This is a genomic window from Telmatocola sphagniphila, assembly GCF_018398935.1.
In the GTDB taxonomy this organism is placed as follows: domain Bacteria; phylum Planctomycetota; class Planctomycetia; order Gemmatales; family Gemmataceae; genus Telmatocola; species Telmatocola sphagniphila.
In genome coordinates this window covers 253,879-275,820 of record NZ_CP074694.1, presented here as the reverse complement: position 1 = coordinate 275,820, position 21,942 = coordinate 253,879, and the positions used below count along the sequence as shown (strand labels likewise).

Annotated in this window: 26 protein-coding genes; 10 read left to right on the top strand and 16 right to left on the bottom strand. The window is 53.0% G+C overall.

Annotated features, from left to right (window positions below):
• Window positions 1–260 precede the first annotated feature (260 nt).
• Entirely contained in the window at window positions 261–971 is a 711-nt protein-coding gene (locus tag KIH39_RS01275; protein WP_213497470.1) for an RDD family protein, read from the bottom strand.
• A gap of 215 nt (window positions 972–1,186) precedes the next feature.
• Here KIH39_RS01275 and KIH39_RS01270 point away from each other — a divergent pair, with 215 nt between their 5' ends.
• Window positions 1,187–1,672 (top strand): DinB family protein, encoded by a 486-nt coding sequence (locus tag KIH39_RS01270; RefSeq protein ID WP_213497469.1) that lies wholly within the window; start codon window positions 1,187–1,189, stop codon window positions 1,670–1,672.
• A 42-nt stretch (window positions 1,673–1,714) separates the two neighbouring features.
• Here the strand turns inward: KIH39_RS01270 and KIH39_RS01265 are convergent, their stop codons facing one another.
• On the bottom strand, window positions 1,715–1,894 hold the full coding sequence (locus KIH39_RS01265; RefSeq protein ID WP_213497468.1) for a hypothetical protein: 180 nt from the start codon (window positions 1,892–1,894) through the stop codon (window positions 1,715–1,717).
• Between the two features lie 113 nt (window positions 1,895–2,007).
• On the opposite strand from KIH39_RS01265, the gene KIH39_RS01260 reads away from it, so the two are divergent.
• Both KIH39_RS01260 and aroB read left to right on the top strand, forming a co-directional pair.
• Window positions 2,008–3,399, top strand: coding sequence for an undecaprenyl-phosphate glucose phosphotransferase (locus KIH39_RS01260; RefSeq protein ID WP_213497467.1), 1,392 nt, complete (start codon window positions 2,008–2,010; stop codon window positions 3,397–3,399).
• Window positions 3,400–3,426: 27 nt separating this feature from the next.
• A complete protein-coding gene (gene aroB, locus KIH39_RS01255; protein WP_213497466.1) occupies window positions 3,427–4,506 on the top strand; it encodes a 3-dehydroquinate synthase in 1,080 nt (359 codons plus the stop codon).
• 5 nt (window positions 4,507–4,511) lie between these two features.
• Here aroB and KIH39_RS01250 read toward each other — a convergent pair whose 3' ends face one another.
• Window positions 4,512–5,402, bottom strand: a complete 891-nt coding sequence (locus KIH39_RS01250) for a Gfo/Idh/MocA family protein (RefSeq protein ID WP_213497465.1) — start codon at window positions 5,400–5,402, stop codon at window positions 4,512–4,514.
• Between the two features lie 102 nt (window positions 5,403–5,504).
• Between KIH39_RS01250 and KIH39_RS01245 the strand changes: the two genes are divergently transcribed.
• From KIH39_RS01245 to KIH39_RS01235, 3 genes are all read left to right on the top strand, one after another.
• On the top strand, window positions 5,505–6,752 hold the full coding sequence (locus tag KIH39_RS01245) for a PQQ-binding-like beta-propeller repeat protein (RefSeq protein WP_213497464.1): 1,248 nt from the start codon (window positions 5,505–5,507) through the stop codon (window positions 6,750–6,752).
• A gap of 81 nt (window positions 6,753–6,833) precedes the next feature.
• On the top strand, window positions 6,834–7,742 hold the full coding sequence (locus tag KIH39_RS01240; protein ID WP_213497463.1) for a DnaJ C-terminal domain-containing protein: 909 nt from the start codon (window positions 6,834–6,836) through the stop codon (window positions 7,740–7,742).
• 48 nt (window positions 7,743–7,790) lie between these two features.
• Window positions 7,791–8,465, top strand: a complete 675-nt coding sequence (locus KIH39_RS01235) for an ABC transporter ATP-binding protein (protein WP_213497462.1) — start codon at window positions 7,791–7,793, stop codon at window positions 8,463–8,465.
• 3 nt (window positions 8,466–8,468) lie between these two features.
• On the opposite strand, the gene KIH39_RS01230 is transcribed toward KIH39_RS01235, so the two are convergent.
• Window positions 8,469–9,068, bottom strand: a complete 600-nt coding sequence (locus KIH39_RS01230) for a peroxiredoxin (RefSeq protein ID WP_213497461.1) — start codon at window positions 9,066–9,068, stop codon at window positions 8,469–8,471.
• Between the two features lie 138 nt (window positions 9,069–9,206).
• Here KIH39_RS01230 and KIH39_RS01225 point away from each other — a divergent pair, with 138 nt between their 5' ends.
• Window positions 9,207–9,620, top strand: coding sequence for a DoxX family membrane protein (locus tag KIH39_RS01225; RefSeq protein WP_213497460.1), 414 nt, complete (start codon window positions 9,207–9,209; stop codon window positions 9,618–9,620).
• Here KIH39_RS01225 and KIH39_RS01220 read toward each other — a convergent pair.
• A complete protein-coding gene (locus tag KIH39_RS01220; protein ID WP_213497459.1) occupies window positions 9,617–9,910 on the bottom strand; it encodes a DUF167 domain-containing protein in 294 nt (97 codons plus the stop codon). The two genes, KIH39_RS01225 and KIH39_RS01220, sit on opposite strands and share 4 nt — an antisense overlap.
• A complete protein-coding gene (locus tag KIH39_RS01215; protein WP_213497458.1) occupies window positions 9,907–10,614 on the bottom strand; it encodes a YggS family pyridoxal phosphate-dependent enzyme in 708 nt (235 codons plus the stop codon). The genes KIH39_RS01220 and KIH39_RS01215 overlap by 4 nt, the downstream gene beginning before the upstream one ends.
• 88 nt (window positions 10,615–10,702) lie before the next feature.
• Here KIH39_RS01215 and KIH39_RS01210 point away from each other — a divergent pair, with 88 nt between their 5' ends.
• The 3 genes from KIH39_RS01210 to KIH39_RS01200 all read left to right on the top strand — a co-directional run bounded on the left by KIH39_RS01210 (window position 10,703) and on the right by KIH39_RS01200 (window position 13,714).
• Complete coding sequence (locus KIH39_RS01210) at window positions 10,703–12,001, top strand: DUF1015 domain-containing protein (protein ID WP_213497457.1); 1,299 nt, start codon at window positions 10,703–10,705, stop codon at window positions 11,999–12,001.
• Window positions 12,002–12,013: 12 nt separating this feature from the next.
• Window positions 12,014–12,763 (top strand): tRNA (guanine(46)-N(7))-methyltransferase TrmB, encoded by a 750-nt coding sequence (gene trmB / locus KIH39_RS01205; RefSeq protein ID WP_213497456.1) that lies wholly within the window; start codon window positions 12,014–12,016, stop codon window positions 12,761–12,763.
• Between the two features lie 75 nt (window positions 12,764–12,838).
• Window positions 12,839–13,714 carry a hypothetical protein gene (locus KIH39_RS01200; protein ID WP_213497455.1) on the top strand — a complete coding sequence of 292 codons (876 nt, stop codon included), beginning with the start codon at window positions 12,839–12,841 and terminating at the stop codon, window positions 13,712–13,714.
• Between the two features lie 15 nt (window positions 13,715–13,729).
• Here KIH39_RS01200 and KIH39_RS01195 read toward each other — a convergent pair whose 3' ends face one another.
• The 10 genes from KIH39_RS01195 to KIH39_RS01150 form a co-directional block, all read right to left on the bottom strand.
• Window positions 13,730–13,918, bottom strand: coding sequence for a DNA gyrase inhibitor YacG (locus tag KIH39_RS01195; protein WP_213497454.1), 189 nt, complete (start codon window positions 13,916–13,918; stop codon window positions 13,730–13,732).
• Between the two features lie 15 nt (window positions 13,919–13,933).
• Window positions 13,934–14,239: an FmdB family zinc ribbon protein gene (locus tag KIH39_RS01190; protein WP_213497453.1), complete on the bottom strand. Its 306-nt coding sequence runs from the start codon at window positions 14,237–14,239 to the stop codon at window positions 13,934–13,936.
• A gap of 3 nt (window positions 14,240–14,242) precedes the next feature.
• Window positions 14,243–14,797 carry a nucleotide exchange factor GrpE gene (gene grpE, locus KIH39_RS01185; protein WP_213497452.1) on the bottom strand — a complete coding sequence of 185 codons (555 nt, stop codon included), beginning with the start codon at window positions 14,795–14,797 and terminating at the stop codon, window positions 14,243–14,245.
• Window positions 14,798–14,871: 74 nt separating this feature from the next.
• A complete protein-coding gene (dnaJ, locus tag KIH39_RS01180) occupies window positions 14,872–16,005 on the bottom strand; it encodes a molecular chaperone DnaJ (protein ID WP_213497451.1) in 1,134 nt (377 codons plus the stop codon).
• A gap of 140 nt (window positions 16,006–16,145) precedes the next feature.
• Window positions 16,146–17,774 (bottom strand): chaperonin GroEL, encoded by a 1,629-nt coding sequence (groL, locus tag KIH39_RS01175; protein WP_315852407.1) that lies wholly within the window; start codon window positions 17,772–17,774, stop codon window positions 16,146–16,148.
• Window positions 17,775–17,948: 174 nt separating this feature from the next.
• The gene (gene groES, locus KIH39_RS01170; RefSeq protein ID WP_213497450.1) at window positions 17,949–18,242 is read right to left on the bottom strand and encodes a co-chaperone GroES; all 294 of its coding nucleotides are present in this window, start codon (window positions 18,240–18,242) and stop codon (window positions 17,949–17,951) included.
• Between the two features lie 73 nt (window positions 18,243–18,315).
• Complete coding sequence (gene groL / locus KIH39_RS01165) at window positions 18,316–20,016, bottom strand: chaperonin GroEL (protein WP_213497449.1); 1,701 nt, start codon at window positions 20,014–20,016, stop codon at window positions 18,316–18,318.
• A 307-nt stretch (window positions 20,017–20,323) separates the two neighbouring features.
• Window positions 20,324–20,887: a 3'-5' exonuclease gene (locus tag KIH39_RS01160; RefSeq protein WP_213497448.1), complete on the bottom strand. Its 564-nt coding sequence runs from the start codon at window positions 20,885–20,887 to the stop codon at window positions 20,324–20,326.
• Window positions 20,884–21,519, bottom strand: coding sequence for an HAD-IA family hydrolase (locus KIH39_RS01155; protein ID WP_213497447.1), 636 nt, complete (start codon window positions 21,517–21,519; stop codon window positions 20,884–20,886). The genes KIH39_RS01160 and KIH39_RS01155 overlap by 4 nt, the downstream gene beginning before the upstream one ends.
• A 29-nt stretch (window positions 21,520–21,548) precedes the next feature.
• A complete protein-coding gene (locus tag KIH39_RS01150; RefSeq protein ID WP_213497446.1) occupies window positions 21,549–21,932 on the bottom strand; it encodes a Dabb family protein in 384 nt (127 codons plus the stop codon).
• Window positions 21,933–21,942 lie beyond the last annotated feature (10 nt).

Genomic DNA, 21,942 nt, shown 5'->3' with positions numbered 1-21,942 from the left:
AGATTTGCGACCGAAGTATGGAACTTTGATGGAGCAGTTGCCTGCAGAGTTCCTCATTTCTCGTTAATTTTACGTTATTCAATATTAACAGGTCGGGAAGGGCCGTGCCAAGAGGAAAGTGTGCGGCGATTGGGAGTTTCGGTTCGTCTTCATAATCCAAACCGACCTCAGCGAGAAATGACCATTTTTTTATCTGCCGATACGGTCGCCTTCGATAGAACCTCGAAGGCGAAAGTGGCTCCCTAGCGATTGTCCTAGTCTCACTCTTGAGATTTCACGACCAGACAACCGGCAATGATATCGTGCAAGGCCTGTTTCTTCTCGGTGAATGCCGCCATCAGGTAACCGATAAAAAAGAAGCTGGATGGAATCCTGGCAAAATGTCGTCCCGTAGCCTGAGCAAAAGAGATTCGATTACCCTTCATGTCGGTTACTTTGATTCCCACGGCTCTTTTGCCAAGAGTTCCTTGGTAGGATGAACTTTCCATCAGAGCAAAATATAACCACAAAATTAAGCCGTAGATGGCTTCGAATAGAAGAAGTCCATCCAGACCCTTTTTTAGATTCTCGGGATTATTAACCCCGGTCGCTCTCATAATAATTGACATGGGAATGCCAAGACACATACCGTCAACGAAAAGCGCACAAAACCTCTTCCAGAATCCCGCATAGCCGTAGAATTTCTTCTTCTTTCTTACCGGCTCAACGACTTCGAACTCCTCATCTTCTTCCTCATCGTCCACTTCTTCGATCTCGTCCTCTTCCTCCACAGGTTTCGACGGAGCTTTAGCGAGTTGGTTGGCCCCGAACAACCCTTTGACCTGACCCGCAGGTATCCAGTTGGGCAGCCCTTCTTTCCAGACCAAATCTTTGGTGGTTAACTTCCCCGCGTCGGCCAGTTTTTTGAGATCCTGAGCCGTCACTGGCCCCTTTTCCTGGTCGTTGATAGCAAAGTACCACTGAGCGCTCATACGGGCCTTTTACAAAAAGAGATCGAGGATTTGGGTCAGACCTACAGCAAAGCGAATGTTAAGAAATTGAATCAGTCGAATCAAGAGAGATTTCACTACAAATAGCACGCGGCTATTTCGATCCGGCTTTGTCTGTTTTTTACTGGACGGTTTTGCCAAGTTCGTCAGAATCAACAGCGTAGCATTGACGATCAGTTATTTAGAGGAAGACCCAAATGTTGGAACTTGCAGCGCCGCTATATACCCAGAATCTGGCCTATGCCAAGCGATTGGTGGCCGATCTCAACAAGGACCAATGGATTTCTCAACCACTGGCCGACAAAGATCTGAATCATCCCGCATTTGTGATCGGGCATTTAGGCTGGGTTTGCGATTTCGGTACCACTCTTTTGGGGCATCCTGCCGAACTTCCGCCCAATTGGAAGGAGATTTTCGGTAATACCGCCAAGCCCTCGAGAGACGGAACCGTTTATCCCGCCCCGGAAGAGATTCTGAAGGCTTACGAAACACAGCACACTCGACTGACAAAACTCGTCCTGGAAGCAACCCCCGAAAAGCTCAAGGAGCCCTCTCCCGAACGGATGCGGGCTCGTTTTCCCGAGCTGGGTCAGGTAATGCTGCACCTGTTGACCAACCATCAGGCGGTCCACCTCGGCCAACTTTCGGCCTGGCGACGAGCTTTCGGACTACCTTCTGTGTAATCTTCTGCTTTTACCTATTCGGTGGGGGGCACCACAAGCCCCCTACTCTTCCTGTTTCGCCTTCTTTTTCTCTTCATCGACATACTGCTTAAACGATCCCATGTTGTAGGAAATGAACATAAACGCATGGTGTAACGCCTGGTAGGTCTCGTCCTCCGGATCGTCGGCATAGTCTTTCCGAAGTGCGTAGAGCCGGGCCAGCAACTGATCGGCAGTCAACATTTCACGTTCCTCGATTACCCATCTTGACCGAATTTCGAATATCCGTTTAGATTCAGCATAGCGGGCCGACCGAATGCCTGCCCCGCGAATTTTTTCCCCAAGGAAGGGGAGGTATGATACAGCGCAGCCGACAGTCCCTGATTCTCTGGTTCATCTTCTGGGATTTCCTGGCGATAAGTCTGGCCTGGGTTGGCGCGTACTACGTCCGATTCAAATACGATCTCATCCCGGTTCTGAAAGAGCGCCCGCAGGAACGCGTCTGTTGGGAAAATCTCCCGTTCATACTGCTGATGACCATCGTTTCTTTCAAATTTGCAGGTCTCTACGAAGTACACCGACTCCGCCGTACACGGGAAGAAATCCCCGCCTGCTTCAAGGGCGTGGCACTCCTGGTTCTGATGGTCATGGCGACCCTGTTTTATTCGCAAGAGCCCTACGCCTCGCGCATGGTCATGTCGCTGTTTGCCGGGTTGGCCTTGGGATTTGTGATGCTGCCCCGACGGCTGACCTGGACACTTTTGAAGAAACTTCGCCGGCAGGGCTGGAATCAGTCGAACGCGATTATTGTGGGGACGGGTCGAGGAGCCCGCAAGATGCACCGGGCGCTCCGCCATGCCAGCTGGATGGGAATTCGCAACATCGGATATGTGGACGATAAACCTCGACCGATCGATACCGACATGAATATCATCGGCAAGCTCAATGACCTTCCCCGGTTGATTGAAGACAACAACGTTCGACATGTGTTTATTGCTTTGCCCATGAAGCGTTTCGACGATTCGATTCGCTGCTTCGAAATTCTTTCCCAGCATCTGGTGGAAGTCCGACTGGTAACTGATGTCCCCAATCTGGCTGGACTGTCTCTTACGACGACCTACATCGATGGGTTGCCGGTGATCGGACTTCGCGAAAGCCCGCACTTTGGCGTGAACAGCATAGTTAAACGGGGCATGGATATCGTACTCGCTTCGATTGCGCTGATGTTGGCCACACCTCTGATGGTATTAGTTGCCTTCCTGGTAAAACTGAGTAGCCGCGGGCCGATTTTTTACCGGCAGGAACGATGTGGTCTGAACGGCGAATCCTTCCAGATGATCAAATTCCGCTCGATGCGCGTTGATGCGGAATCGAGCGGGGCCATGATGACTAAAGAAAACGACCCGCGCCGGACTCGTTTCGGTTCCTTCATCCGGGCAACCAGCCTCGATGAATTGCCACAATTATTCAATGTCCTGAAGGGCGACATGTCACTGGTCGGCCCGCGCCCCGAACGGCCAGTATTCATCGACAAATTCAAGAAAACCATCCCGAACTATATGGCCCGTCATAGCGTGAAGTGCGGCATCACGGGTTGGGCTCAAGTGAATGGTTGGCGGGGAAACACCTCGCTTCGCAAAAGACTCCAATTCGACCTCTATTACATCACTCATTGGAATCCCTTACTCGACATCCGAATTCTGTGGCTGACGATCTGGCGCGGCTTTTTCCATAAAAATGCTTATTGAGATTGTCCTTAGCACGAGTCGTTTGTCATGCAGACTGTTTCCGTAAATCTGGGGCCGCGCAGTTATTCCATTCAAATCATCGCTCACGAAACGCTCGGCTGGCTCACTTTTCTCAAGTCGGCCTTGGGCCACACCCGCAAGTTGTTTTTCGTTTCAGATACGCACACCACGACGCTGATGCAGAAGTTGCGGGATCTCTCCCTGGGCGCCTACGAGTGCAATCACGCCATCATCCCGGCCGGCGAGTCTTCAAAAAGCATGGCCCAGTTCTCGTTCCTCCTGGATGAATTGGCGGAATTTGGAGCGGATCGGCAAACCGGAGTGGTCGCCGTTGGTGGTGGCGTCATCGGCGATTTGGCGGGGTTTGCTGCGGCCGCTTACAATCGCGGTTTACCCTTCATTCAGGTTCCCACAACTTTGCTTGCGATGGTCGATAGTTCGGTCGGCGGCAAAGTGGGAATCAATCACCCCAAGGGCAAGAATCTTATCGGCGCATTTCATCAGCCCAAAGCCGTCTGGATCGATATTGGCTCGCTGGTCACCCTTCCAGAACGGGAGTACCTCAGCGGCCTGGCTGAGGTGGTCAAGTACGGGGTGATCCAGGATCCCCAATTTTTCGAATTTCTTGAGCAGAACACAGCGAAAATTCTCAAACGCGATGCAGCGATACTCCGGCAGATCGTGGCCCGCTGCTGCCGTTTGAAAGCTGATGTTGTGGAGAAGGACGAGCGGGAGGAAACCGGCCTGCGAATGATTTTGAATTACGGTCATACCTTCGCGCACGCCTTCGAAACGGTTAGCGGTTACGGCCACTGGTTGCATGGGGAGGCGGTGGCTGCGGGAATGGTTTACGCGAGCCGTCTGGCGGAGAAGAAGGATCTAATTCCCGCCTCGATTACAGAAAGGCAAATCAAATTGCTCTCAGAATTCCGCCTGCCTGTAAAAGCCGAAAGCGGTTGGAAGATTCCCGATCTGATCGAAGTCATGAAGAGGGATAAGAAGGCGCAAGCCGGTCGATTGCGATTCATCCTGCCAGTGAAACTTGGCGAAGTTCGCGCACTCGACGATGTCACCGAGCAGCAGGTGGCGGAAGTTCTAGCCCCCTAGTGCTACTAGATCTTCAAGGTTTCAGGCATTCCGTGGTTCACTGAAGATTTGTTGCTGGCTTCGATAAAGGCCACGATTTCCAGCGTTATCAACGGATCGAGTGGTGACTTACCCGTTTTGAACATCTCCACAATTTGTTTGAGCAATTCGCGATAGATGTATTTCGTGCTGATTGCAACAGGGAGCGCGGTCCCTTTTTCGTTAAACACAAACGCCCCGTAACTTCCCCCGGGTCGGATGCCGCGCACACTGGCTACCCGGCCATCCGCCCAGGTTCCGGTCACCATATCGACCTCTTTGGTGGTTACGGTTTCGACTTGCTTGCAGCCGGGCCCCATCAGCGTATACAGAATCTCGACCGCATGTATCCCATAGTGATACAGCCCGGGATTTCGGGGATGTTGGGAGCAGGGGCCGTAACTGATCGCGCCGATGACCTGCCGTTTTTTATCCTTCTGGAATTCCACGAGTTCCGGTGCGTAGCGCAAGGAGGAGGAAGAAAAAAGTGGCAGTTTTTTCTTCTCCGAGAGATCAATAATCTTTTTGGCATCCGCAACCGAGCAGGCGAACGGCTTATCGACGAAGCAGGGTATCCCGGCCTCCAGGAAGGGTCGGACCCGTTCCCAGTGAACGCTGCCATCGACCGCTTCAATGAGCATGCCATCGACTTTGCCGATCAGGTCTTCGGGCTTGTCCACCAGGGCAACCCCCAGTTTCTTCATCCCTTCGGTATATTTGGGAACCAAATCGGGCGAGATCTGAGATTGGCCGGGACAGCCGATCACTACTTCGGCCCCCTCGACCCACTGATCTTCAGCAATTGCGTTACGATTAAATCGTTTGGTGAACTCTTCCGCATGAGAAGTGTCGAAGTCGAGAATGCCAAGTTTGATCATACCGGGTCTCCTGTTTGCAGAATATATCAGAGCTGAAAAGCTTGTGCCAGCAAAAGAAATGTGTTTGAATAAAGGTCCTACCTCACAAGCGGAGTCTTCGGGATGCGGCAAATCTCTCTGGCAATCTCTCTTTTCTTCCTGGTTTCGAGTTCCGCGCTTCAAGCCGAGGATTGGCCGGGCTGGCGTGGCCCGAGAGGCGATGGTACCAGTATCGACACCGGCTTCCCGATCCAGTGGACCGCAACTCAAAATGTGGTTTGGAAAGTCGCCATTCCCGGTCGCGGCCATTCTTCTCCGATTATATGCGGGGACCGCGTTTTCTTAACCAGTTGCCTGGAAGGCGAGGCTCCGGGAAATGAACCCTGCGATCGGGTGCTGATATCTCTGGATCGCAAATCCGGCCAGATTCATTGGAAAACGGTGGTGGAAAAAGCCCCCTTGGAGAGAATTCACACGCTGAATAGTTATTCGAGCAGCACGCCCGCCACAGATGGCGAGCGAGTATATGTGACTTTCCTCAATCGGGATAAACTGCTGGTGGTCTGTTACGATTTCGACGGAAAAGAACTCTGGCGCAAATCGCCCGGCCCCTTCAAATCGCAGCACGGCTTCTGCAGCCCACCGGTACTTTACAAGGGTAGCGTGATCGTCAACGGCGACCACGACGGCAACGGCTATCTGGTCTCATTCGATAAAAAGACGGGTGAAGTGAAATGGAAAATTGATCGACCCAATCACACCCGATCTTACTGTCCGCCGTTGATCGTGGAGGCGGCCGGGAAAACTCAATTAGTTATGACCGGAAGCAAATGCGTTTGCAGCTATAACCCGGATGATGGCTCCTTAATCTGGACGATCGATGGCCCTACGGAGCAATTCGTGGCCAGCATGGTCTATCACAAGAATCTCCTTTTTCTCACGGCCGGCTTTCCGACCTACCACGTGATGGCCATTCGCCCTGATGGTACGGGGAACGTCACAAAAACTCATGTGCAGTGGCACGAAACCAAGGGAGCCGGTTATGTCCCCAGCCCTCTGGCGGTGAATGGGCTGTTTTTCAACGTGAAAGATGAGGGGCTGGCGACTTGCCGGAATGCCGAGACGGGTAAACTTCTCTGGGAGGAACGCTTGGGAAAACACTTTAGCGCCTCTCCCGTGTTCGCCGAAAATCGCCTCTACTTCCTCGACGATGAAGGAAAAATGACTGTGGTACAGGCGGACAAAAATTTGGAAGTCCTCTCCAAGAATTCACTCAATGAGAATTGTTTCGCTTCCCCGGCATTCAGCAAAGGGCAGATTTTCATCCGGGGCGAAAAACATCTGTGGTGCATCGGCACACAAATTAAATGACCACTCGCCCGGGCTGACTATTGCCTTAGAATAGAAATAGAACGTAAACGTATTAACCACCCCATCACGGAACGGCACTCCATGCCCCGCGATCATTATGAAGTCCTTGGCGTTTCCCGAAGCGCCTCGTCCGAAGAAATCACCAAAGCTTATAAGAAACTGGCTCGGCAATACCACCCCGACCGTAATCTGGGCGATAAAACTGCGGAGTCCAAGTTTAAAGAGATTCAGTCCGCCTACGATACTCTGAACGATCCGAAAAAAAGACAAAATTACGATCAGTTCGGTACCGATACCCCCATGGGCGGGGCGGGCGGACCCGGCGGTTTCAATTTTGCCGGCGGTCCGGGCGGCGGCGGCGCAAACGTCGATCCTGCCATGTTCGAGGAAGTCTTTTCCCGAATGCACGGCGGCGGTATGCCCGATCTTTCCTCGTTCTTCGGCGGGGGTGGCGGCGGCGGCAAGAAACGCGGACGTCGATCCGCTCCGCCCCAACCGATCGAAGTCGAAGCTCGCATACCTCTGAGCACGGCGGCCAGCGGCGGATCCGTCACACTTCAAATCGGTCCCAAGCGGTTGGATATCAAAGTTCCCGCGGGAATTGAAGAAGGCAAAAAACTCCGCGTGCCTGGTCAGGGACCCAGTGGCGAAGATATTACCGTTAAGATCCTGATCGATCCCCATCCCTTCTTTCGAAGAGAAGGAAAAGACATCTACCTCGATGTTCCCATCAGCATCCCGGAAGCGATTCTCGGTGGAAAAATCGAGGCTCCTACAGTCGGTGGAAAACGGGTGGAAGTCAAGATCAAGCCAGGAACCTCCGGAGGCTCCAAACTGCGTTTGCGCGGGCTCGGTCTGGGTGATGGCGACCAATACCTCGTGTTCAAAATCATCGTACCCAAGAACATTCAGGAAAAGTCCATGAAGCTGATCGAGGAATTCGGCAAACTGCAGCCGGAAAATCCCCGGGCCGATGTGCCCTGGGCGTAGAGAACTCAAACAGGCTCTCGCCCTCAAAGAGAGCTAAGGATTGGAAATATGTCTCTGGAAGTCCGCGATCTGCGAAAGTCCTATCCGACGCGTGCCGAGCAACTGGAAGTTCTGCGAGGGGTGGAACTGACGCTGCAACCGGGCGAAACCGTGGCGATTATGGGCCCTTCCGGTTCCGGCAAAAGTACCCTGCTGAACATCCTGGGAACTCTCGACAAGCCTACCAGCGGTTCGGTCAAACTCAACAAAGTCGATCCTTTTACACTGGATGAAACCGGTATCGCCGCGTTTCGCAATCAACGGATCGGTTTCGTGTTTCAGGAACACCATCTGCTGCCGCAGTGCAATGTTCTGGAAAACGTCCTGATTCCAACTTTAGTCCATCCCAATCTCGACAAGGCTCAGATCGAAGCCGTCGCCCGCAAACTTTTAGAGGAAGTGGGGCTGTCGCACCGTCTATCGCATCAACCGGCGGAATTGTCGGGAGGAGAAAGGCAGCGTGTCGCCATCGCCCGGGCCTTGATTCTGAAGCCCGCGCTTTTGCTGGCCGATGAACCCACTGGAAATCTGGATCAGAAAATTGCCCGCGAAGTCGGAGAGTTGCTGATACGGCTGACTCGGGAACAATCGGCCATATTAATTGCCGTAACGCACAGTTCGGAACTGGCCGCAACCTTCCCCCGAACTTTGAAGATGGAGGAAGGATTGCTGGTTCCCGCTTAAAAGCTACTTGGTTTTCTCAATCAACTCGAGGACCTGTTTGGCATCTTCGGCCGCTTTGACTTCCGTATTCTTCGATAGAATCTTGCCGTTTTTCCCGATTACGAAAGTCCAGCGGGATTCAGTGAGGCCTCTAGTTAACTTCACCGGATTATTTTCTTTATCCAGCACGGTTTCCCCTTTGGCATCCTTCGCCGTAACGGTGCCGCCCGCTTTGGTACTCACCCCGAAGGCTTTAGCGATGACCCCGGTTTCGTCCGAAAGCAAGGGATAGTTCAGATTGTGCAGTTTCTTGAAGAGCATCTGCCCCTCGGGCTTATCTCCGGAGATCCCGACGACAACCGTATCTTTGGCGGTGAATTTGGCGGCAAGATCCCGATAGGCACAGGCTTCTTTGGTGCAACCGTTAGTGGTGGCGGCCGGGTAGAAAAAGATGACGAGCGTTTTCTTCCCCACCACATCACTCGATTTCCAAATTTTTCCAGTCTCGTCCTTGGCTTCGAAAGCGGGGGCGGGATCGCCTACTTTGATTTCCTCCGCGGCGGCATGGCTGACCAGAATACCCAGACACAAACTTAGAAACGCAAAGAGTTTTTGGAAACGCATAGGATGCTCCAGAAAAAGGATTTCGGCGTGTCAAGTTAAGCTATCCAGGAATTGGACAGGAACAAGCGCGATTGAAATACCGATTCGAGTTAGTCTAATGCTGAAAGGGAGATTCGTTCAAACTGGGGAGGCAGTGCGATGAAATATTTGGTGATCGTGATTCGGACTCTGCTCGGGGTGATGTTCCTCTTTGGGGGACTGAGTTATTTCGTTAACATCGTGGATATGTCTGAAACGGCCAGCAAATGGCAGGAACCCACAAAAAAATTCATGGAGGTCATGACTCAAAGCAATTATTTCAGTGTCGTCAAAATCCTGGAAATCATTGGAGGGGCCTTTCTGCTTACGGGCTTCTTCGTGCCATTGGGTCTGACCATCATCGGGCCGATCCTCGTCAATATTCTTCTTTTCGATTTCTGCCTTGAAAAGAAAGCCGATCCGCCCGTACTGGTGGGACTGGTCCTTTTCCTGGGCGTTTTTTACGCTTATCGCGAAAGCTTTAGAAGTGTCTTCGCGGCATATCCCGACCACTGTTGCAGCAAGAAAGCCTAGCTTAAGGTAGCCAAGCGGGACTGCACGTGATCCGGGGAGCAGTCCCGAATTAAAAAGATTTTGTTCCGGTGGGTGCGACCGGAAATCAACTCCACCTGAGATCGCTTAACTCCGAAAAAATCCTTCAATACCTCGACTATCGCATCGTTTGCCTTGCCATCCTCCGGCGGCGCACTCACAGCCACTTTCAGCGCCCCGGCCTGTTCGCCCTGCACGCCCACTTTTTTCGCGTTCGGTTGAGCCCGGACGGGAATTGCGATTCCCTCGACGTGTTCTTTAATTTCAATCACGCTTCCTCTCCCGGACCGGGCAATCCTTCGAATAGCACGGAACCGATCCGAATCAACGTGGCCCCTTCTTCGATCGCGATTTCAAAGTCATTACTCATTCCCATCGACAATTCCGGCTGCGGGCTATGTCGATAGGCAAACTCCTTCAGTTCTCGAAAAGTGGCCCGGCAGGCTTCCGGGTCCTCGGTGTACGCGGCCATGGTCATATATCCACAAAATTTTAGCGGATTACCCACCGGCATTTCTGTGAGCTGCTTCTCAAGTTCCTCGTAGGAATAACCATGCTTGGCGGCTTCTCGGGACCCATTGACTTGGAACAGAAATTGGGTAGATCGGTTCTGCTTTTGAGCTTCCTTGCAGATCTCCTGAAAGAGCCTGGGGCTATCCACGGAATGGATCAACTCCACTAATGGAAGCGTCTCCGCCACTTTGTTCCGTTGCAAATGACCGATCATATGCCAGCGAATGCCCAACCCCGGCAGCGACTGGAATTTTCGCTTCAGTTCCTGCGGGCGATTTTCCCCAAAATTCGAGACCCCTAGACTCGGCAAGATCCCGGCGACTTGGTTAGTTACCGTTTTGGTGACGGCCACCAGAGTGACCGATTCCCGTAACCGCCCGCTTCGTTGGCAGGCCGCTTGAATCCGACCTTCCAAGGCTTGTAATCGTTCTTCCAGTATCTTCCGAATTTCCGATTCCGTCATCTCACACGCCCCTTATCCAAGTATACTATCCCCATTCGACTGAGTTTCAGGGAGAGATTTTTCCTCCTGTTGATAAAAGGATTTAGTGATGGCGGATGTTCGGGCTTTTCGTGGATTTCGATACGATTTGGGACGTGCGGGTCAGCTCACCGATCTGGTGGCGCCTCCTTACGATGTGGTCGACGCTTCCCTGCAACAGAAGCTTTACGATCTGAGCCCTTACAACGCCATCCGACTTGAACTCACGAAAGATCTGCCCGAAGACACTGAAAACGAAAATCGCTATACGCGGGCGGCCGCCTCCTTGAAGGAATGGCAGCACGCTTCGGTTTTACAACAGGATACGCTTCGAAACCTGTACGTGCTCCAACAGGAATTTGTCGTCGAAGGGAAGATATTCACTCGTCGAGGCTTTTTCGCCCGAGTTCGTCTGGAACCCTTCGGTCAGGGAAAAATCTACCCCCACGAAGAGACCATGTCCGGTCCAAAAGCGGATCGACTCAAACTCTATCGATCGACTGCAATGAATATCTCGCCTGTCTTCGGCCTTTACCCCGATGAAGCGAATGAAGTCTTCGCCAATTTCGAAAATAGCCTGATGCGGCAGCTCCCACTGTCCGCTACCGATCATCTGGGAGTTACCAGTAAAATCTGGCCGATTACCGATGAAAAGATCATTCTGGCAGTCACTGGCCAGATGACGAATCGGCCGATTTTCATCGCCGATGGCCATCATCGGTATGAAACGGGCTTGAAATACCGGGACGAACTCGAAGCCAACGGCATGCTCACTGGGCCAGATCATCCTGCCAATTTCATCCTCATGAATCTGGTGAGCATGAGCGACCCCGGTTTGATCATCCTCCCGACCCATCGACTCGTTAGCGGCCTGCCGGGACTGAGCTCAAAAATACTGAGCGAAAAATTGCAGCCGCACTTCGAAGTCAAGGTCTTGGGCAAAGGGACGGCCGCGGGTCGGGAAGCCTGGGACGAGATAGAAATGGATGGCTCGCAGGATATCCTGGGACTTTACACCAAGGCGGATGATACCTGGATTCTGGCTCGGATTCAAAATCCTGAACTGATGGAGAAGTTGGCTTCGGACCATTCCGAAGATTGGCAGGAACTGGCCGTGAGCGTTCTGCATGTCCTGGTGCTGAATCATCTGCTCGGCGGCCAGGGCAAGTGCCAGTATGTCCATTTACTTGGGGAAGTGGAGGCGGCGATCTCGGACCAACAGTGCGACTTGGCGGCTCTCGTACCCCCCGCAACCATGGAACACGTGGAATCGATTGCGGGGCACCTGGAAAAGATGCCTCCCAAATCAACCTACTTTTTCCCGAAGATACTCACTGGGCTCGTTTTCAATTCGCTGAAGACCAACTGAGCATTCGCGTCCATGAAAAGAATTGAACGGGAATTCGGAGTCGCTTTCGCCGGGGAAATCCTGGAGCCCTCCAAGTGGGTACAAACGGCCCTCAAGAAGATGCCAGAATCGGGACCGTTGGTCTGGAAGGATCTCTTCGGCCGGGAAGCCCCCGTTATACTCGACCTCGGTTGCGGTAACGGTCGATTCAGCATTCAAAGTGCGGTGGCCAAGCCGGAATTCGATCATCTAGGGATCGATACGCTGCCGGTGGTCATTCGCTATGCACGTAGGCGCGGTAATCAAAGGGGGCTATCGAATCTCCGGTTCGCTGTCGGCGGAGCCCACGAGCTTCTAGCAAAATATATTCCCGAGCATTCCATCGCGGAGATTCACTGCTATCACCCGCAGCCCTACTACGATGCCAAGGTGGTGCACCGAAGGCTCATCACGCCTTCCTTTCTGGCTCTGGTGCACCGTTCCCTGATTCCGGGTGGGATGTTTGTCATTCAGACCGATAATCCCGGCTACTGGAAGTACATCCGGGAAGTCGTACCGATGTTTTTTGATTTTCAGGAACGAATTGGTCGCTGGCCGGATGCTCCGCGGGGACGAACCCGCCGGGAGATCATCGCCATGAAGAAGAAGTTACCGATCTTTCGGGGGACCGGAATTGCCAAAGCGAATCTTTCGCCCGAGGATTCGGTTCGGCTGGCCGAGCAACTGCCCGCCCCGACTTTTGATGCGGATCGGCGCTTGCGAGATCTCGACCGTCTGGCGTAGACTAAACGACTGGGATTTCTAGCCTGACTTAAGTACTCGTCCCAGCGGGTGATTGCAACCTATCGAGGAAACACCGTGAATCTTTTGCTCATTGCCGCTTTAATTATCACCTCTATCGCCGTTCTGGCTTATATCGGTTCGATGGTACTGCAATCCTGGCTCTACAGTGTACCGGCGGACAAAATGCCACTGCGGTCTTTTGTCACGGCGCTTCTGGCCGGCGGTTTTCTGACTCTCTGGTGCTGGATCGACACGAAAAATCCCGGTCGCTACGACACCCTCTTCAGTTTCTCCTCTTACGACACCGAAGATTTCGATGTGGTCGATGCCGTTAAGAAGGTTGGCGAAGAGGAGAAGACGATTCGGTACACCCGCCGGTCGGTCGGAACGAAGATGGTTTACATGAACGATCAAAATCAGCCGTTTCGGAAGGCCGATGCGGAAGGGGCGATCTTCGCTTTGATTGTTACGGAAAAGGATAAGCCAGTCCGATTCATCACCAAACTCGACAAGAACGGCAACTTCCCGCCGGGGGAAATCCAATACCGGGAAGAAGGCGGCAAACGCTATATCGACGATACCATGATCGGCCGAGTCAATCGCCCCGGTACCCTCAAGGTTATCTACGTATTGTTGCTGAACTTCGGTCACTTCCTGATCTGGACGCTATCGCTCTGGCTGGTGATGAACTATGCCCTGGGCCACGCCATCAGCATTGCCTGCTGTCTCTGGCTGGTGATTACGCTACTGATAATGCCAGTACTATTTACCAAGACCCGGAAGCAGGAAAAAGTGATCACACCTCAAGTCTCGTTTCCCTCGGTGAATGATCCGAATCTGTCCGAACCGGAACCGAAGGACGAAGAGAAAAAAGGAACCAGACAATTTCAGGATTCGAATGGAAATGGGATAGCGATTCTCTGGATCGGCAGCGCGATCTCGAATTCTTAAGCGACAATCGGGAGTTCAATCTTCCTCCAAGTCCTCATCGGAGGATTGATCCTCGTTTTGTTTCGAAGCGATTTTGTACTTTTCACCCAGCCAGCGACCCAGATCGATTTTCCGACAGCGCGGGGAACAAAATGGAAAGTCCGGCCATTCGGATGGAGGGCCAGGCATTGGTTTTTCGCAAATTTCGCAGATCTGTTTAGCCATCATTGCATCGCAAAATCAGGAACCGGATGATGCGGAATCAGTCTTGGGAGCGGGCGCTGGTGTCGGAGTTGCCGGGGCCGGCGTGCTCGTGGGCTTAGCCGTGTCGGAATCGGTCTTGGCCGCCGTTTTATAGGAATCGCTCCGGTAGTCGGTTTCGTAGAAGCCCGATCCTTTGAACAAAATTGCGGCCCCGGTTCCAAACAATCGGCGCAGCGAAGGTTTGGAACAGCTCGGGCAGTCCTTCAATGGCTCCGCACTGAAGGACTGAAATTCCTCAAATTTATGACCGCAGGCATCACAGACGTAATCGTAAGTTGGCATGACTCATTCTCCTCCATTCTTTTCAACGGGAACGGTAGGCATTTGGGCGACCACGACGCTGGCCGGACGTAGGACGCGATCGTGAATCATGAAGCCCTTTTGGAGAACTTCCAGGACGTGATTGGCCGGGATATCCGCGGTTTGCCGAGTCGTCACGGCCTGATGGAAATTGGCATCGAAACTCTGTCCCTGCGCTTCGATGGGTGTAATCCCATGTCGACGAAGGATATCCAGAATCTGCATCTGCGTGGCCATGACTCCCATCACGAGCGGACTCTTATCGCCGGCCTGCCGGGCGGCGCCCAGGGCCCGCTCCAGGTTATCCAACGCCGGTAAGAGATCGTTCGCCAGTTTGGAGTGGGAGAACTTTCGTTCGATTTCCAGATCGCGGGCCTCCCGCTTGCGGGTATTTTGAAATTCAGCAAGCGTTCGAAGCAGTTCGATATTCTGCTGCTCTGCTTTTTCCAGCCGGTTTTTCATTTCGGTCACTTCCGGAGTAGTCGCGTTCTCCTCAGGAGGAACTTCGACCTGCGGTGACTTCGTTTCTTCCTTTGCCATTCCTGATATCCTCTCGATCGCAAGATCCGCACCTCAACTGTTGGGCCCTCGGTCGCTGACCGGATCTAAGATCGTTAGTCTTCGTCTTTTTTCTCTTCGTTGCCGAAGAATCCTTTGAGTTTGTCGAAAAATGTTTTCCGCTCGGGGGAAACATGCTTCTGTTCGATTCCCGCCAGCTCGCGAAGCAGTTCTTCGTGACGCGGGGTGAGCTTCGTGGGAGTTTCCACAATGGCGAGAACTCGCAGGTCTCCCTTGCGGTTGCCGCGCAGACTGGGCATTCCCTCGCCGCTTACGCGAAGTTCTGTGTGGGTTTGTGTACCGCGGGGAATCTCAAGCATCGTTTTACCCAGCAAGGTGGGTATCTCAATCGAAGCTCCCAGCGCGGCCTGGCTGTAGGTGATGGGTACAACCGTTATCAGGTGGTTACCGTCTCGTTTGAAATCCGGATCTTCTCCCACTCGGATGACGATTTCCAGGTCGCCCCGAACCGCCCCGGGATCGCCGGCTTCGCCTTCACCCCGCAGCTGAAGTCGGACACCCGTGTCGACTCCGGCGGGAATATTCACTTCGAGTTTGCGTTTTTCCTCAACTTTGCCCTGACCGCGACAGCTGGGACAGGGATCGCTGATTGTCGAACCGCTGCCGTTGCAGGATCGACAGGCCTGACGGACCTGGAAGAAGCCGTGGCTTAGGTAGACTTCCCCTTTTCCTCCGCAGTTTCGACACTGGACTTTCTTGCCCGTTTTCGTGCCGGCGCCCCGGCAATCGACACAGGTTTCCAAGCGCGGAATGACGACATCTTTCTTGATGCCCTTCGCCGCTTCCCGCAGAGTGACATCCAGTACCATCTGGATATCCCGACCTTCCTGCGGTCCGCGTCGGCGCTGCTGTCCACCTCCGAAAAATCCGTTGATCAGATCGGAGAAGACATCACCGGCACCGCCTCCGAAACCTCCAAAGCCCGCTCCCCCCATGCCGCCTTCGAGGCCACTGTGACCATAACGGTCGTAAACAGCGCGTTTCTCGTCGTTGGAGAGGACTTCGTGGGCCTCGTTGACTTCCTTGAACTTGTGCTCGGCGTCTTTGTTACCGATATTACGATCGGGATGGTACTCGCGTGCAAGCTTACGGTAGGCCTTGACGATTATTTCCGTCGAGGCTTCTCGCGTAACGCCGAGTACTTCGTAATAATCGCGTTTACCGGCCATGGATATCTCAAAATAAGAACGATTTAACCGCAAAGCACGCAATAGACGCGAATGAGGTTTAAAACAAAACCAATTAACTTGGTTTATGGGTAACCTACCCGGCGTTCACTGCGTGCTCTGCGGTTTTCCGAAAAGTTCGATTAGACGACAGCGCCCAGAACGCGGCTCTTCTTATCGTCTTCATCGATCTTCGTAATCATAACTTCGGTTGTCAACATCAGACCGGCAATGCTCGCGGCATTTTGCAATGCACTACGGGTCACGCGGGTGGGATCGACAATACCGGCCTTGAACATATCGACGTATTCGCCCGTGTTGGCGTTGAAGCCGATGTTCAAGTTGTCGCCCCCTTGGAACAGCACCTCATCGGCGACCACGGCTCCGTCCTTGCCGCCGTTTTCCGCAATCGTGCGAATGGGCTTGGTCATGGCCCGAGCCACGATTTCTGCCCCCAGCCGCTCGTCGCCCTTCAGCGATTCTGCAACCTTCTCGGCCACCACTACGCTACGGAGCAGCGCCGTTCCGCCGCCCGGAACGATACCTTCGGCGACCGCGGCACGAGTTGCGTGCAGTGCGTCTTCCACGCGGCCCTTGGTCTGCTTCATTTCGGCTTCGGTGGCCCCACCGACACGAACGATAGCAACACCACCCGTCAGCTTGGCCAGGCGTTCGCTGAACTTTTCCTTGTCGTATTCGCTTTCCGTCTGGCTCATCTGAGTGCGAATCTGTTTGATTCGGTCTTCCAGAGCCTTCTTATTGCCGAGCCCATCGATGATCGTGGTGCCTTCTTTTTCGACGATCACGCGTTTGGCGCGGCCCAGTTGATCCACGGTCACGTTTTCGAGCTTGATACCCAGATCTTCACTGATGAAGGTACCGCCGGTCAGCGTGGCGATATCCGCGAGCATCGCTTTGCGACGGTCGCCGAAGCCGGGAGCCTTTACGGCACAAACCGGGAAGCCAGCCTGCAGCTTGTTCACAACCAGAACAGCCAAAGCTTCGCTTTCAACATCTTCCGCGATGATCAGGAACGGCTTGCGGGTTTCCGCCACCTTTTGCAGCAAAGGCAGCATGTCGCGGACGTTCGAAAGCTTCTTCTCGTAGATGAGAATTAAAGCGTCTTCGAATTCCACTTTCAGATCGGGAGTGTTCACAGCAAAGTAAGGGCTGATGTAACCCTTGTCGAACTGCATGCCTTCGACAAATTCCAGAGTTGTTTCGCTGGTCTTGCCTTCTTCAACGGTGATGACGCCGTCTTTGCCCACCTTCTCGAATGCATCTGCCATCAATTTACCGATTGCCGGGTCGTTGTTGGCGGAAATAGCAGCCACATGCTGCATTTCTTCCTTGCTGGTCAGCTTGCGGGTGAGCTTGTCATTCAGGTTTTTGACGACTTCTTCAACGGCCTTATCGATACCGCGCTTTATAGCCATGGGATTGGCACCGGCGGTGATGTTTCTGAGGCCTTCCTGATAGATGGCCAGGCCCAGGATAGTGGCGGTGGTGGTACCGTCCCCTGCAATGTCGCTAGTCTTCTGAGCGACAGCATTCACGAGCTTGGCGCCCATGTTTTCGAATGGATCCTGAAGTTCAATTTCCTTGGAGACTGTCACGCCGTCCTTGGTGACGGTGGGGCCGCCGAACGACTTATCGATGATCACGTTGCGGCCTGTTGGGCCGAGCGTAACGCCCACCGCATGAGCCAGCTTTTCAGCGCCGCTCAAAAGCTTCTTGCGAGCTTCGTCGGTATAAAGGAGTTGCTTTGCCATGATTTATTTCCGTTGTTTTCGAGGTTTCGTTTATTTCAAATCCGGAACTTCCCCGCAGGAAGATTCCTGGTAATCATCCACTTTGACGATTGACTCAACCTGCCTGCCAAGAGTATCCGGAACGTTGAACCAACAATTTACGAGGAAGGCTGGCTTCCTCGTGCCCGATGCGAATTAGGCCAACTTGGCGAGGATATCGCCTTCGCGGAGAATCTTGAATTCCTTGCCGCCCACTTCGACTTCGCTGCCGCTGTACTTGCCGTACAGAACTTCATCGCCAACCTTCACAGCCAGAGCCAGTCGGCTGCCAGTTTCGGACAGCTTGCCCGGACCAGCGGCTACGATTTTGCCACGCTGCGGCTTCTGCTTAGCGGTATCGGGGAGCAGAATGCCGCCCGCCGTCTTTTCTTCCGCTTCCAGAGGTTCAACTACGATTCGATCGTCGAGAGGTTTCAGATTCACGGACATTCCCATATCTCCAAATTATTTCGTGCGATTAAGCGTTGAGAAGGGCCTGCGGAAAACCGGCAGGCCTGCTGGATTACATCATTCCCATGCCGGGCATTCCGCCCATGCCACCCATTCCGCCCATACCACCCATGCCGTCCATGCCACCATGACCGCCATGATGATCACCGCCACCTTCACCCTTGGGTTCCGGAATATCGGCAATGCAGCTTTCGGTAGTCAGCAGCAGGCAAGCTACGCTAGCCCCGTTCTGGAGAGCGCTGCGGGTCACCTTGACCGGATCGATCACACCCGCTTTTCGCATATCTTCATACTTGTCGGTATCAGCGTTGTAACCCCAGTTTGCATCGTTCTTACGAAGGATGTGGGAAACCACAACCGTGCCGTCCTTGCCAGCGTTTTCGGCAATCATGCGGGTCGGCATTTCGAGAGCGCGGAACAAAGTGCGGGCCCCAACTTCTTCGTCGCCCGTCAGCTTGATCTTGTCGAGAGCCTTGCGAGCATTCAAAAGAGCCACACCACCGCCGGGAACCGTTCCTTCGGCCAACGCAGCGCGTGTTGCGTGCAAGCTGTCTTCGTACAGTGCCTTGCGTTCTTTCATGGCCGTTTCAGTTGCCCCGCCGACCTTCAGCTGAGCAACACCACCGGCGAGTTTCGCCAGCCGTTCCTGCAGCTTTTCACGATCGTATTCGCTTTCGGTCACTTTGATCTGCTTACGAATCATTTCTGCGCGACCGTCGATCGCCTTCTTTTCGCCTGCGCCTTCGGTGATCGTAGTGTTTTCACTGTCGATCTTGACCTTCTTGGCTCGGCCGAGGTCTTCGATCTTGACGTTCTGGAGTTGAATTCCCAGATCCTTGAAGATCGCTTTTCCACCCGTGAGGGTTGCGATATCCTGCAGCATTTCCTTACGACGATCGCCGTAGCCCGGAGCCTTCACGGCCACAACCTGCAGAATGCCCTTGAGCTTATTCAGCACGAGCGTAGCCAATGCTTCGCCTTCGACGTCTTCGGCGATGATAACCAACGGTTCTTTCTTCTTGGAAACCGCTTCCAGAATAGGTACCAGGTCTTTAACGTTGGAAATCTTGTCTTCGAAGATCAGGATGTAAGGATTTTCGAATTCGCAGGTAACCGATTCCTGATTGTTGACGAAGTGCGGCGAGAGATAACCCCGGTCGAACTGCATACCCTGAACAACGATAACTTCGGTTTCGGGAGTCTTGCCTTCTTCAACGGTGATCACGCCGTTGGTCGCACCGACCAGTTTCATGGCATGAGCCAGCTTGGCGCCGATTTCTTTATCGTTGTTGGCGGCGATGCTCGCCACTTCCGTAATTTCTTTTTCGCTGTTGGCGTCAATTTTCTGAGCCATGGCCTTCAGTTCTTCGACCACAGCATCCACACCCTTTTGGATACCGCGGGAAACACCCATCGGGTCGTGACCGGCGGCAATCGCCTTCAAACCTTCTCGATAGATGAATTCTGCTAGAACGGTCGCCGTAGTGGTGCCGTCACCAGCCACATCCGAGGTTTTAGAAGCGGCTTCTTTTACGAGCTGAGCCCCCATGTTTTCGTAAGGATCACTCAGTTCAATGTCTTCAGCGACACTGACGCCGTCCTTGGTCACGGTCGGCGAGCCCCAACCTTTATCCAGCACGGCATTTCGACCGCGAGGCCCGAGCGTGGATCGCACGGCTTTGGCCAATTTTGAAACGCCAGCCAGTAATTTCTGGCGGGCTTCATCCGAGTAAGTCAATTGCTTGGCTGCCACGGAGATCTCCTCTTAGTGCAGAATGATTTACGACCCTGATATTCACGGGTCGGGTACAGCGTATTTCTCTTCAAGAAATCCTAGATAGCAAGATTTGTGCCGGATTGGTCCGTCGAACTGATGTGCCACTTTTCTTTGGGAATTGCGCGCTTCGAGAATACTTTTTCTAATGACTCCTGTCAGTTTGGCAGGCCATTCCCTCATGGCCTGTTGGGGCTGTCATTCGCGGCAAATCCGATTGGTTGATAAGGAGAATTTTAATAATTCAGCCGTTTACACTTACACTTCTAGGTAAAGCCGAAAGGAATCAGAAAAGTTTTTTCGCTAGGGTCGGTGTCGCGGGAGCACTGGGAACTTTGATCAGGTGATCGCGACCGGCTTTCTGCGCAGCAATGACAATTCGAGCACAAGCCTCGGCGTCAGAAAGGGCGTCGTGATGTTTCAGATGAATATCCAAATACCGACAAACATCCGGTAGCTTGGTGGGGTAAACTCGCCAGGCTTTACGGGCCAGAACGACTGTGCAAATGAATGGCGTGACCGGCAAAGGTACGCCGGCCGTCGTGCAGCAGCCCTTGAGTACCGCCGCATCAAATCCGGCATTATGGGCTACCAGACAATCGGTTTCCCGAAATTCGACTTCCAGTAACGGCCAGAGTTCGGCAAAATTGGGTTGATCTTTAACGTGCTCCCATTTGATGCCGTGAATGTAGGTGTAGAGGATATTGCGACGGGGAGGCCGAATTAAAAACTGCTTGCGGTCGACGATTTCTCCCCCCACGAACCGCACCAGACCAACCGCACAGGCACTATCGCGCCCGTTATCAGCCGTTTCAAAATCGATAGCCAAAAATCGGGTATTCAGGCTCATCTATTTTCCCGCTGAATCCATTCCAATAAGGCGGCTGGCGTATCGACTATGACTTCCGGTTTAGCGTCACTCAACAAGGCGCTCGAATGATATCCCCAAGACACAGCAACCGGTCTCACGCCCGCTTTCCGAGCCGCTTCCATATCCCGGTATTCATCCCCAATGTACGCCACTTCAGCGCGACTGATATCCAGCGTTTTGGAGATTCGCTTCAACATTTTCGCTTTACCGAACAGTTTCGGATAACTGGAGATCAACTCAAAACAGTCTTCGATACCGAAAAATCGGAGGCGTTCCCGAATATGCAGCTCGGCATTAGAGGAAAGTATTCCGAGCCGATGGCCATCTTTCCTCAAGTTCGCCAGGACTTCGGGCAGCCCCTGAACGGGCTGAATCTCCTGGGCACGCTTCTGCATCTCTTCCTGAAAGCCTTTAACGAATCGACCGAGCTTCCAGATCCGAATCCCCTGCTGCCGAAAAAAAGCTTTGGTGGGAAGACTTCGTAGGGCTTCAAAATCTTGAATCGGCTGAAAATTATGAACGGGGGCGAGTTGATTGAAAATCTCCATGGCCAGTGGCAGGGTCCTGACCATGGTGCCGTCGAAATCGAATATTACCAAAGGAATTCGCATGAAATTGATAGTTCGCGAAAGCCTGAATATTATTTGACTTCAGAATCGAACACTCGAACTTTGGCCATCTGATCTTTGAATTCCTTAATGAATTCGAGATGCTTCGGATGATCCGAATATTTATCGTGAGCAGCCTTGTTCTTGAAAACGATGTTCAGCGAGACATCGAATTCTTTGTCGTTGATATCTCGAGCAAACGCTTCACCGCGAATGCCGGAAGAGAAGTAGACGATGCCATCGATATCTTTGAGATACTTCTTGCAACCGGCGACCATGGCTTCCTTGTTAGCCTTGGTCGGTTCTTTCAAACTGAAATAAACCATGTGTACGATTTGGGGATCTTCCGCGGATGCCGAGGAAAATTGCAAACCGAAGGCCATGACCAGAGCCAACAACAATCTGCGGGTAAACATGAGTGTGAAC

Excerpts from the sequence above, each read along its gene's own strand:
- KIH39_RS01275 (WP_213497470.1), bottom strand. The coding sequence starts at position 971 with ATGAGCGCTCAGTGGTACTTTGCTATCAACGACCAGGAAAAGGGGCCA.
- KIH39_RS01270 (WP_213497469.1), top strand. The coding sequence starts at position 1,187 with ATGTTGGAACTTGCAGCGCCGCTATATACCCAGAATCTGGCCTATGCC.
- KIH39_RS01265 (WP_213497468.1), bottom strand. The coding sequence starts at position 1,894 with ATGTTGACTGCCGATCAGTTGCTGGCCCGGCTCTACGCACTTCGGAAA.
- KIH39_RS01260 (WP_213497467.1), top strand. The coding sequence starts at position 2,008 with ATGATACAGCGCAGCCGACAGTCCCTGATTCTCTGGTTCATCTTCTGG.
- aroB (WP_213497466.1), top strand. The coding sequence starts at position 3,427 with ATGCAGACTGTTTCCGTAAATCTGGGGCCGCGCAGTTATTCCATTCAA.
- KIH39_RS01250 (WP_213497465.1), bottom strand. The coding sequence starts at position 5,402 with ATGATCAAACTTGGCATTCTCGACTTCGACACTTCTCATGCGGAAGAG.
- KIH39_RS01245 (WP_213497464.1), top strand. The coding sequence starts at position 5,505 with ATGCGGCAAATCTCTCTGGCAATCTCTCTTTTCTTCCTGGTTTCGAGT.
- KIH39_RS01240 (WP_213497463.1), top strand. The coding sequence starts at position 6,834 with ATGCCCCGCGATCATTATGAAGTCCTTGGCGTTTCCCGAAGCGCCTCG.
- KIH39_RS01235 (WP_213497462.1), top strand. The coding sequence starts at position 7,791 with ATGTCTCTGGAAGTCCGCGATCTGCGAAAGTCCTATCCGACGCGTGCC.
- KIH39_RS01230 (WP_213497461.1), bottom strand. The coding sequence starts at position 9,068 with ATGCGTTTCCAAAAACTCTTTGCGTTTCTAAGTTTGTGTCTGGGTATT.
- KIH39_RS01225 (WP_213497460.1), top strand. The coding sequence starts at position 9,207 with ATGAAATATTTGGTGATCGTGATTCGGACTCTGCTCGGGGTGATGTTC.
- KIH39_RS01215 (WP_213497458.1), bottom strand. The coding sequence starts at position 10,614 with ATGACGGAATCGGAAATTCGGAAGATACTGGAAGAACGATTACAAGCC.
- KIH39_RS01210 (WP_213497457.1), top strand. The coding sequence starts at position 10,703 with ATGGCGGATGTTCGGGCTTTTCGTGGATTTCGATACGATTTGGGACGT.
- trmB (WP_213497456.1), top strand. The coding sequence starts at position 12,014 with ATGAAAAGAATTGAACGGGAATTCGGAGTCGCTTTCGCCGGGGAAATC.
- KIH39_RS01195 (WP_213497454.1), bottom strand. The coding sequence starts at position 13,918 with ATGGCTAAACAGATCTGCGAAATTTGCGAAAAACCAATGCCTGGCCCT.
- KIH39_RS01190 (WP_213497453.1), bottom strand. The coding sequence starts at position 14,239 with ATGCCAACTTACGATTACGTCTGTGATGCCTGCGGTCATAAATTTGAG.
- grpE (WP_213497452.1), bottom strand. The coding sequence starts at position 14,797 with ATGGCAAAGGAAGAAACGAAGTCACCGCAGGTCGAAGTTCCTCCTGAG.
- dnaJ (WP_213497451.1), bottom strand. The coding sequence starts at position 16,005 with ATGGCCGGTAAACGCGATTATTACGAAGTACTCGGCGTTACGCGAGAA.
- groL (WP_315852407.1), bottom strand. The coding sequence starts at position 17,774 with ATGGCAAAGCAACTCCTTTATACCGACGAAGCTCGCAAGAAGCTTTTG.
- groES (WP_213497450.1), bottom strand. The coding sequence starts at position 18,242 with ATGTCCGTGAATCTGAAACCTCTCGACGATCGAATCGTAGTTGAACCT.
- KIH39_RS01160 (WP_213497448.1), bottom strand. The coding sequence starts at position 20,887 with ATGAGCCTGAATACCCGATTTTTGGCTATCGATTTTGAAACGGCTGAT.
- KIH39_RS01155 (WP_213497447.1), bottom strand. The coding sequence starts at position 21,519 with ATGCGAATTCCTTTGGTAATATTCGATTTCGACGGCACCATGGTCAGG.
- KIH39_RS01150 (WP_213497446.1), bottom strand. The coding sequence starts at position 21,932 with ATGTTTACCCGCAGATTGTTGTTGGCTCTGGTCATGGCCTTCGGTTTG.